This window comes from Asanoa siamensis (assembly GCF_016862555.1).
Lineage (GTDB): Bacteria > Actinomycetota > Actinomycetes > Mycobacteriales > Micromonosporaceae > Asanoa > Asanoa siamensis.
Window position 1 is genome coordinate 83,626 of record NZ_BONE01000030.1, and the last position, 9,794, is coordinate 93,419.

At 69.8% G+C, this 9,794-nt stretch carries 10 protein-coding genes; 5 read left to right on the top strand and 5 right to left on the bottom strand.

What is annotated here, in order from left to right; translation table 11 throughout:
• Positions 1-9 precede the first annotated feature (9 nt).
• Together Asi02nite_RS19605 and Asi02nite_RS19610 are read left to right on the top strand one after the other, a co-directional pair.
• Positions 10-510, top strand: coding sequence for an RNA polymerase sigma factor (locus Asi02nite_RS19605; RefSeq protein WP_203714940.1), 501 nt, complete (start codon positions 10-12; stop codon positions 508-510).
• Positions 503-1,633, top strand: coding sequence for a sialidase family protein (locus tag Asi02nite_RS19610; RefSeq protein ID WP_203714941.1), 1,131 nt, complete (start codon positions 503-505; stop codon positions 1,631-1,633). The genes Asi02nite_RS19605 and Asi02nite_RS19610 overlap by 8 nt, the downstream gene beginning before the upstream one ends.
• On the opposite strand, the gene Asi02nite_RS19615 is transcribed toward Asi02nite_RS19610, so the two are convergent.
• Positions 1,630-2,472, bottom strand: a complete 843-nt coding sequence (locus tag Asi02nite_RS19615; RefSeq protein ID WP_203714942.1) for an SDR family oxidoreductase — start codon at positions 2,470-2,472, stop codon at positions 1,630-1,632. The two genes, Asi02nite_RS19610 and Asi02nite_RS19615, sit on opposite strands and share 4 nt — an antisense overlap.
• Before the next feature lie 52 nt (positions 2,473-2,524).
• On the opposite strand from Asi02nite_RS19615, the gene soxR reads away from it, so the two are divergent.
• Positions 2,525-2,986 (top strand): redox-sensitive transcriptional activator SoxR, encoded by a 462-nt coding sequence (gene soxR, locus Asi02nite_RS19620; RefSeq protein WP_203714943.1) that lies wholly within the window; start codon positions 2,525-2,527, stop codon positions 2,984-2,986.
• Positions 2,987-3,037: 51 nt separating this feature from the next.
• Here the strand turns inward: soxR and Asi02nite_RS19625 are convergent, their stop codons facing one another.
• The 4 genes from Asi02nite_RS19625 to Asi02nite_RS19640 form a co-directional block, all read right to left on the bottom strand.
• Positions 3,038-4,009 carry a hypothetical protein gene (locus Asi02nite_RS19625; RefSeq protein ID WP_203714944.1) on the bottom strand — a complete coding sequence of 324 codons (972 nt, stop codon included), beginning with the start codon at positions 4,007-4,009 and terminating at the stop codon, positions 3,038-3,040.
• Between the two features lie 54 nt (positions 4,010-4,063).
• Positions 4,064-4,729, bottom strand: coding sequence for a hypothetical protein (locus Asi02nite_RS19630; protein ID WP_203714946.1), 666 nt, complete (start codon positions 4,727-4,729; stop codon positions 4,064-4,066).
• Between the two features lie 305 nt (positions 4,730-5,034).
• A complete protein-coding gene (locus Asi02nite_RS19635; protein WP_203714948.1) occupies positions 5,035-6,117 on the bottom strand; it encodes a winged helix DNA-binding domain-containing protein in 1,083 nt (360 codons plus the stop codon).
• Between the two features lie 81 nt (positions 6,118-6,198).
• On the bottom strand, positions 6,199-8,355 hold the full coding sequence (locus Asi02nite_RS19640) for an elongation factor G-like protein EF-G2 (RefSeq protein ID WP_203714949.1): 2,157 nt from the start codon (positions 8,353-8,355) through the stop codon (positions 6,199-6,201).
• A gap of 163 nt (positions 8,356-8,518) precedes the next feature.
• Here Asi02nite_RS19640 and pgsA point away from each other — a divergent pair, with 163 nt between their 5' ends.
• Both pgsA and Asi02nite_RS19650 read left to right on the top strand, forming a co-directional pair.
• Positions 8,519-9,163: a phosphatidylinositol phosphate synthase gene (gene pgsA / locus Asi02nite_RS19645; protein ID WP_203714951.1), complete on the top strand. Its 645-nt coding sequence runs from the start codon at positions 8,519-8,521 to the stop codon at positions 9,161-9,163.
• On the top strand, positions 9,160-9,794 hold a 635-nt coding region (locus Asi02nite_RS19650; protein ID WP_203714955.1), incomplete at its 3' end, for a phosphatidylinositol mannoside acyltransferase. The genes pgsA and Asi02nite_RS19650, both read left to right, overlap by 4 nt.

Genomic DNA, 9,794 nt, shown 5'->3' on the forward strand with positions numbered 1-9,794 from the left:
GGTGTGACGGTGCACGACGATCCCGACCTGCGCGAGGTCTACCACGCGAGCGTGGCCCGACTGACCGCGCAGATCTTCGGGCTGACCGGCGATCTGGCCGAGGCGCAGGACGCCGTGCAGGAGGCGTTCGCGCGGGCCCTGGCCAAGCCGGCCGCGCTGCGCGGCGTGCAGTACCCGGAGGCGTGGCTGCGCACGGTCGCGGTCAACGTGGTCCGCACCCGGCACCGGCGCCGGGCGCTCTTCGACCGGTTGGCCCGCTCGGGGCGGTTGCGGGCGGAGACGGTCGTACCCGGAATGTCGCCCGACCACGTGATGCTGGTCGCCGCGCTGCACCGGCTGCCGCGGGCGGTCCGCGAGGCGGTCGTCCTGCACTACCTCGCCGATCTGCCGGTCGCGGAGGTGGCGGCGACGCTGGGCTGCAGCGTCGAAGCGGTCAAGACCCGGCTCGTACGGGGGCGTCGGGCTTTGGCGGCGGAACTGGGCGACAGGGAGGCGTTGAGCGATGCGTGAGCGTGACTACGCCGGCCTCGTCGAGGTGGTGTCGCGGGCGGTGCGGGCGGACTGGCCGGACGTGACCGCCCGGGCGGCCCGCCGCAACCGCCTCCGGCGTGCGTTCGGGGCGCTGGCCGCGGCGGTGGTGCTGGGGGCGGGCGGGTCCGTCCTCGTCACCTCCGGCGGCGACGAGCGGCCCTCGCCTCCTCCTTTGCCACCGCGCGTGGTGGTGTCGCCGGACCGGAGCACGGTGCTGACGGGTGACCTGGACCGCTTCTACGCGGTGGCGGACGACTGCCGCGACGACCCGGCGTGCCGGGCCGGCCTCGCGGTGAGCACCGACCGCGGCGTGACCTGGGCCGTGCGCCCGGTGCCGGCGACGGCGGCGAACGGCACGTTCCGGCTGGTGGCCGCCAGCGGGCGGACGGTCCTGGCGCTGCAGTCGCTCGGGGCGGCCGAGCCGGTCTGGTGGGCGAGCACCGACGAGGGCGCCACGTGGCACCGGTCCCGGGAGATCCGGCGGGACGCGGTGCCCGACGACTGGCCCGTGTTCCGGACGATCGAGGAACTCGGCGCCTTCGACCCGCGTACCGGTGACCGGGTGCCGTTCCGGGTGCCCGGCTGGGCGTACCGGTCGGTCGGTCCGCCCGGCGGTGGGCGGTGGCTGGTCACGTTCTCCGAGCAGCGCGACGTGTCGCTGGCGAAGGCCCGCCCGGGCGGCGACTGGTCGACGACGCGGCTGCCGTTCGACGCGGCCGAGTTCTGCGACCTGGTCACGCCGGACGGGCGCCTGGTCTACGCGCTGACGTCGGACACGATCAGGACGCTGGACCTGCACGTCTCCCGCGACGGCGGCCGCACCTGGCGCCGGACGGCCACGCTCTCGGACCCGCTGCCGTCGCGGTCGACGCTGCTGCTCACCGCGGACGGCACGCTCTACCTGGCGTCGCAGTTGCGCCTGTACCGCAGCACGGACGGCGGCCGGACCTTCACGGCGCTGGACCCGGCCGCACCGCGAAAGGAGACGGTGCTGACCGCGGTGCCGGGCGGCGGTTACACGATCTCGAACCGCCTCCCGTCCCCGCAGGTGAGCTGGTCGACCGACGGCCGGACATGGACGTCGGTCCGACCGGCGTTCTAGACCTCCCGGAAGTCGTCGGCGTGGTCGACGGCCCAGCGTTCGAACGGGTGGGCGGGCCGGCCGAGGATCTCCGCGACGGTGGCGGTGACGGGCTCCGGGTGGTCGACGAGCGAGGCCCAGTAGGCGAGCGCCTGGTCGGCCCACGCGACGCCGGCCATGGCGGCCAGCGCGGTGCGGGCCTCGTCGGGCTCCTGCGCGACGACCTGGACGGGCCGCCCGATCGCGACACCGATGGCGGCGACCTGGTCGGCCTGGCTGATCACGGCGGGGCCGGTGAGGCGGTGCGATCGTCCGATGTGGTGTTCCGGGTCGGTCAACGCGGCGGCGGCCACGTCGGCGACGTCCGCCTCGTGGATCAAAGAGCGCTTGGCGAGGGGGTACGGGACGCGCACCGGCTCGCCGGCGCGGATCGCCGTTGCCCAGCCCAGGGTGTTGGTGGCGAGGCCGCTGACGCGCAGGAAGGTGTGGCCGATGCCGGCATCGATCAGGGCCTGCTCGACGGCGCCCCAGACACCGTCGCGGTTGTCGTCGGTGACGTGCAGGGCGGAGACGTAGACGACGTGCCGGACGCCCGCGTGTGCCAGCGTGGCGGCGAGGTCTTCTACGCCGTCGGGTCGGAGCGAGGGCCAGAGCAGGAAGACGCGGTCGACGCTCCTCAGTGCGGTCGCGAGGCCGCCAGGATCGCGAAGATCGCCGTGCACGACCGCGGTGCCGGGCGGAAGGTGTTGCTCGGTGCCGGCCCGCCGGACGAGCACCCGAAAGTCGGTCGTGGTGGCGAGCAGCCGGTCGACGAGACGGCGGCCGATGTTCCCGGTGCCGCCGGTGACGAGGATGGTCATGCCGTCCACCCTGAAACCTCAACATTTGTTCAGGTCAAGCTAGGCTGGCCGGATGCCACCCGCGAAGGAGCTGACGATCGGGGAGCTGTCGGACCGCAGCGGGGTCCCACAGTCGGCGCTACGGTTCTACGAGCGCCAGGGTCTGATCTTTAGCCGCCGCACGACGGGCAACCAACGCCGCTACGACCGCACGACACTGCGCCGGATAGCCTTCATCCGCGCCTCGCAGCGGGTCGGCATCCCCCTGGCCCAGGTGGGCGAGGTCCTGGGCCTGCTACCGGCGGGCGAGCCCCCGACCCGCGAGTTCTGGATCCGCGCGTCGGCTTGCTGGAGCGAGGCGCTGGACGACCGCATAGCCCAGCTACAACGCATGCGCGACCGCTTCACCCGCTGCACCGGCTGCGGGTGCCTCAGCTTCGACGAATGCGCCCTGGTCAACCCCGACGACACCCTGCGTACCCGCGGTCCCGGCGCCCACCTCCTCGACGCCTTGGTTCCGCGCCGGGAGCCGTAACCGTCGAACGATGCCTGGGTCGGCGACGGACCGGCGGAGGCGCCCGGACGATCAACTCAAGATCGTGCTGGCAGGGAGGGTCTCCGTCGGAGCGATGTCCGTGCCGACTTGCTCAAACAACGGCGGGCCGCCGATCAGCCAGTAGATATCCTCCGCTGTCCCGCCGGGAAACGTGGGCTCTTCCGTCTGGTTGTGGACGGGCCGCAGGTTCGGCATCCGTACCGAGGGCTTGGGCTCATCGTCCAGCATCTGCGGTGGCCTATCACCGCCAGCAGCCTTTTTTGCTGGCGCGTCGGTCGGATTGGGCGGCGTTGGGCGCTTGGCGCCTGGGAGCAGGATGGTCTGGAACGACTTGAGGTGGACGGGCGTACTCGCCGCGACCAGGTTCCGTCCAAAAATTCCTGGCTGGAGCGTTGCGAATCGTCTGGCGACGGTGACGGCAATGTCATTGGCGTGGGCTGTGAGCGGCATACCAGCGGAAGGGCCGACCGCCTGGAACGCTGTGTTCTTGGGCTGCTCGACGTTGTTCGCAGGCTCTTCTGAGGCAACTCCAGTAGAAAAAAGTTTCGGAGCCGCAACCCATCTCGATCCAGCCAGAGCCCGTGGGTTGCCTGAGGTTGTGGCGTCGGGCTTCGTGCCAAGTCCACGAGACGGCTCGGGCCCGCGTCCTAGTTCGGTGATGATTTCGCCAACACAGGCCGAGGTTTTAGTCGCGAGTACTTCCGAGCCGCAACCGATGGCCCGACGCGCGGGTCCAACGGCGGCCAGCGTTCCGCACAGTACCGTCACTATCAAAGGCGTGCGCCACCGCTTGGCGATTATCCCGATGTCGTAAAGCCGCCCGCTCAAGCGATAGCTAGGCAACGGTGGTGGCGTGTTGCGGAGTTCACCATCCCTGATCGCGGTGTCGATGAGACGCGAACGCACTTTCGCACGAGCCCGAAGATCGACATAGTCGACGTTGTCTGCAAGATCGGTCGGTTCGAAATGATCGTCGGGGTCATGCGTGTGCCGGTAGGCCATAACGCCCCTGTCTTTCGTCCATACGACATGCGCCGACTGTGCCGGTGCTGCCGATCAACCGCCAAGCCCTCTCAGCTGAGAATCTTCCGAGCCCTCGAGGAGTTTGATCCATTGGTCTACTGGAGTGGTGTGGAAGCGGTCGGCTGATTGGCGGAATCGGTACATGTCCACTGCGGTCGCGGCACAGTCCAGAATTTCTTCGATCGCCTTTTCGGGGTCGCGTTCAGGGTTCCGCAGAAGCTCGCAAGTCCGGAACATGAACGCCAGTAAAGTAACACGTTCAATTAGCTCCCCCGGCGCTGGGCCAAGATGGGCCGAAACGCGACTTTCTGTGACGCGCCAATACACTGTCAACTCGTGAAGGCGCCTGATTTCAACCGTCGGCGACACCGCTATTTGCGAGACTGTTGAGATGTCAAGACGACGTTTGCGCATTTTCTTGATGAGACTTACTGCACCAGTCAGAATGTCGGCAACTAGCCGGCCGACGGCGATTCCCTCTAGGAGGCTGAGGCCCGTCAGCCATGCGGTAAATGAAGCCGGTAAGTCTCCCAGAGATCGCCGCATCGTGCCCCCGAAGATCAGATTAGAATCAGCTCGATGAATCACTCGGTACTGAGCGCACCAAACAGCAACGACTTCATCAACAATTGTGACCAAGTCTCGAAGATCATCCTCGCCGCTCGGCTCTCGTTCGGCTGGCGCCTGCTGAACGGCCATCGGAGTCAACGACGCGCAGTCTGTTCAGGACGCGGCTTCGGGCAAAAAGGACTTTTCGACCATATATGACCATCGGCAAAGTGCTGTCACCCGACGCCGCTCGCAGCGCGCCGCCGCAGCGGATCGCTTCAACAGTGCGGGGTAGCGCTCACCCCAGGCAAGCCGGGTGCAGTCCCAGCTTTCGGCCGGGGCGATCGCCGACAAGATACGACGATCCCCTGCCCGGCGGCCGGGAGCCTCGGACCGCCCCGGCGACCCGGGCGGACACCGCGGGGCCTGGACCTGACGGCCCCATTCCGGTTGAGTCAGACGAAGGAGATAGCCACCGGCACGCCTGCGAAGGCTTCGTAGCGTTCGATCTCTGTTGTCAGGGCCTGGCGTTGCCTGGCCGTCGGCTCGACCAGGAGGTCGATCTCCAGGGTGACCGTCTTCGTCCTCGGTTTGCGGCGCCAGAAGCCGTTCACCTGGCCGTCGAGGGCGATCGGGTGGAGCATCGTGTTTTCCGGGTAGCGGCCCGGTGTCGCCGCTCCGGACAGGTTGTAGGCGAACTTCGTGTCGCTGTAGGCCACCACATATTCGTCGTAACCCTGCAGCAGCGCCGCCGGCGGTGGAGAAGCGGGTGGCGGGGCGTCGGCCGCGAACCACAGTGTGCGGCCGTCGAGCGTCGCCGAAGTCAGAGCGGAGCCGCACGCGGCGATGCCGCGTTTGATCTCGGCCACCGTCAGGCTCGACCACCACACGAAATCCTTGATGGTGGCCGGCCCGTGGCTGGTGAAATAGCGGCGGGTCAGCTCGGCCAGGCCCTCCTCCGGCGACCGGACGACCGGCGCGGGCACCCGCTCCGACACCAGCGCGTAGGTGTGCTGCTTTCCGCGCATCACCCCGTTGGCGATCAGCCCCTCGAGCTCGGCGAACATCACCACGTAGGCCAGCTTGTTGCCCGTCGCCGGGAAACCGCCGGCGGCCAGGGCCGCGCCCAGCTCGTTGCGGGTCAGGTGGTTGCCGCCGCGCAGCGCGTCGGTGATCAGCTTGTTGGTGGCGGCGGCCGTCGATGGGTCGAGGCCGTGCATGCGGTTGTAGTAGCCGTTGAAGACGTGGACCCGCGGCCCGGTCACGGCCTGGATCCAGCCGAGCTCCTCGCCCAGCACGAAGTGCCATGTCGGCCGCAGGATGTGGGTCCGCAGCACCACACCGTCGTCGACCATCCGCTGCACGTCGGCGTCGACCACGCCGGGCGCGCAGCGCTGGGCGAGCGACCACTTGGCCACCGCGTATTCCTGGGACTGGACGCACCCCAGCCGGCGCACCGCCGCGGCCGGGTCGGCGCACGGCGGCCCGGCGAGATGCTGCTGGTGCAACCGCCGAGGCCCGATCGATGACGCGTCCATGGCACCAGAGTCTAGAAAGGACCCCCGACAAGAAAGGGGCGCGGCGGCCAGGACGATCGCCGCCGCGCCACGAACGCAGACCTAGGCCGACTGTTCCTTGCGCACCGCCTCGGCCAGATGGCTGGGCATCGGCTCGTACCGGGCGAACGTCCGCCCGAACGTGCCCGCGCCCGACGTCATCGACCGCAACTCGACCGCATAGCGCACGAGTTCCGTCGCCGGCACCTCGGCCCGCACCAGCGTCCGCTCGCCGCCCGCGGGATCCGGCTCGGTGCCCAGCACCCGCCCCCGCCGGCTCGACATGTCGGACATCACCGCGCCGACGTAGGCGTCGGGGATCCGGATGACGATCTCGTCGACCGGCTCGAGCAGCGCCAGCAGGCCCTTCTCGGCGGCGTCCTTCAACGCCATCTGGCCGGCGGTCTGGAACGCCGCGTCCGACGAGTCGACGCTGTGCGCCTTGCCGTCGAACAGGGTGATCCGCAGGTCGACCACCGGGAAGCCGGCCACTATGCCGCGCTCCATCTGCGCCCGGACGCCCTTCTCCACGGACGGGATGTAGTTGTGCGGCACCGCGCCGCCCACCACCTTGTCGGCGAACTCGAAACCGGAACCGCGCTCCAGCGGCTCGACCTCGATGTCGCACACCGCATATTGCCCGTGCCCGCCGGACTGCTTGACGTGCCGCCCGTGGCCCTTGGCGCCGGTGACGAACGTCTCGCGCAGCGCGACGCGTACCGGCTCGGTCTCGATCTCCGCACCGCCACCGCGCAGCCGGTCGAGGACGACGTCGGCGTGCGCCTCGCCCATGCACCACAACACCATCTGGTGCGTCTCCGCGTTGCGCTCCAGGCGCATGGTCGGGTCACCGGCCACCAGCCGCCCGAGGTTCTTGGCCAGGGTGTCCTCGTCGGAGCGGGTCTTGGCGACGACCGCGACCGGCAACAGCGGCTCGGGCATCTCCCACGGCGCGATCAGCAGCGGGTCGTCCTTCGCCGAGATCGTGTCGCCCGTCTCCGCGCTGCCCGACTTGGTGATCGCGCAGATGTCGCCGGCGATGCAGGACGACACCTCGCGCAGCGACGCGCCGAGCGGCGAGTAGATGTGCGCGATCCGCTCGTCGGAGTCGTGGTCGGGGTGCCCGCGCTGCTCCATGCCGTGCCCGGAGACGTGGACGACCGACTCCGGCCGCAGCGTGCCCGAGAAGACCCGGACCAGCGACACCCGGCCGACGTGCCGGTCGATCGTGGTCTTGACGACCTCGGCCACCAGCGGGCCCTCGGGGTCGCAGGTCAGCGGCGGCCGCGGCGAGCCGTCGACGCCGGTGACGACCGGCAGGTCGTGCTCGAGCGGCGACGGGAACGCCGACGTGAGCACCTCGAGCAGCGCGTCGATGCCGACCTTGCTCTCGGCGCACGTCGGGATCACCGGGTAGAAGTGGCCACGGGCGACCGCCGTCTCCAGATCGTTGATCAACACCTCGGTGTCGATCTCCTCGCCGGAGAGGTAGCGCTCCATCAGCGACTCGTCCTCGCTCTCGGCGATGACGCCCTCGATCAGCTCGTTGCGCGCCTCGGCGATCGCGGGCAGGTGCTCCGGATCGGGGTCGCGCACCTCGGGCGGGAAGCCCTGGCTGTAGTCGAAGACCCGCTGCGTGATCAGACCCATCAGGCCGACGGTCGAGACGCCGTCGTCGCCGAGCATGGGCAGATACAACGGGAGTACGTTGTCGCCGAACACCCGCTGGCAGAGCGCGACCGTCTCGTCGAAGTCGGCGCGCTGGTGGTCGAGGCGGGTGACCGCGACCGCGCGCGGCATGCCGACGCTGGCGCACTCCTCCCACAGCGCGGCGGTCGCCGCGTCCATCCCGTCCGCGGCCGGCACCACGAACAGCGCCGCGTCCGCGGCGCGCAGACCGGCCCGCAGCTCACCGACGAAGTCGGCGTAGCCGGGGCTGTCGAGCAGGTTGACCTTGATGCCGTCGTGCATGAACGGCGCGGCGGCGAGGCTCACCGACCGCTGCTGCTTGACCGCGGCCGGGTCGTGATCACAGGTCGTGGTGCCCTCGGTGACCGAACCGGCACGGCTTATGGTGCCGGTCGCGGCCAGCAGTGCTTCGGCAAGGGTCGTCTTCCCCGACCCGGAATGTCCGACGAGCACCACGTTGCGTACCCTGCCGGGCTCATCCACCACCGGCGCGGGGCCGGTGACTCCCTTCTCCTGACCCTTTTGAGCCATGGGGACCTCCCTGGGTGAGCTAGCTCACGTCATCTCTCGATCCCACACCCGCAACCCGCCGTACACAAGCCCGACCCCGAAGGTGCGCAAGTGACGGACGACCCGCCCGGGAACAGCGGGCACCGTATCGTCACGGGCGGCGCACCGTTATCGTGGGTGCGCCATGGCGAAGATCTTCCAGGTGTCCGCGCGGGCCACGATGGCCCACGTCATCGAACCCATCGCCCGGCGACTCATCTCGTGGGGCGTCACGCCCAACCAGGTGACGGTCGCCGGGACCATCGGCGTGGTCGGCGCCTCCGTCGGTCTGGGCGCTACGGGCCATTTCATCGCCGGTGCGCTGGTCGTCACGGTCTTCGCCCTCGTCGACCTGGTCGACGGCACGATGGCCCGGCTGTCCGGCGGCTCCACCCGCTTCGGCGCCCTCCTCGATTCGACCATGGACCGCATCGCCGACGGCGCGATCGTCGGCACGGTGATCTACATCCTGGCCGGGCGCGGCGACCGCTGGGGCGTCGTCGGCGGCATCGTCTGCCTGGTCCTGGGCGCCGCCGTGTCGTACGTGAAGGCCCGGGCCGAGGGTCTCGGCATGACGGCCAACGTCGGCATCGCGGAGCGGGCCGAGCGCCTGATCATCATCGGCGTCGGTGGGCTGCTGGCCGGCTTCGGCCTCGACTGGGGTTTCGCGGCCGCCGTCTGGTTCCTGGCCGTGCTCTCCACGATCACGGTCGGGCAGCGCCTGGCGCACGTCTACCGGCAGGCGAAGGAACTGGACGCCGCCGACCGCGCCGCGAAGCCGTCGTCATGAACCCGGTCGACCTCGGCTACGCGGCCGGGTGGAAGCTGGTGCGGGGCCTGCCCGAGCCCGTCGCGCACCGGCTCTTCGAGGGCGCCGCCGACTACGCGCATCGCAAGAACGGCAGGGGTACGCGTCGGCTGCGGTCGAACCTGCGGCGGGTCGTCGGCCCGGAGATGCCCGATGCCGAGTTGGACGAGCTGACCCGGGCGGGGCTCCGGTCGTACGCCCGGTACTGGAAAGAGGCCTTCCGCCTTCCGTCCCGGACGCACCAGCAGCACCTCGACGACTTCCGGGTGGCCAACTGGCACCTCCTCGCGAAGATGCAGGAGGAGAACCCGGGCGTGATCATGGCGCTCAGCCACTCCGGCAACTGGGACATCGCCGGCGCCTGGGTGACCGCGATGGGCTGGAAGCTGACCACGGTCGCCGAGCGGCTCAAGCCGGAGGCGGTCTTCGAGCGGTTCGTGGAGTACCGCCGCAGCATCGGCATGGAGATCCTCCCGCTGACCGGCGGTGAGCGGCCGCCCTTCGACATCCTGGTCGAGCGGCTGGAGGCCGGCGCGATCGTGCCGCTGCTCTGCGAGCGCGACCTGTCCCGGCGCGGCGTCGAGGTGGAGTTCTTCGGCGGGCGCACCCGGAT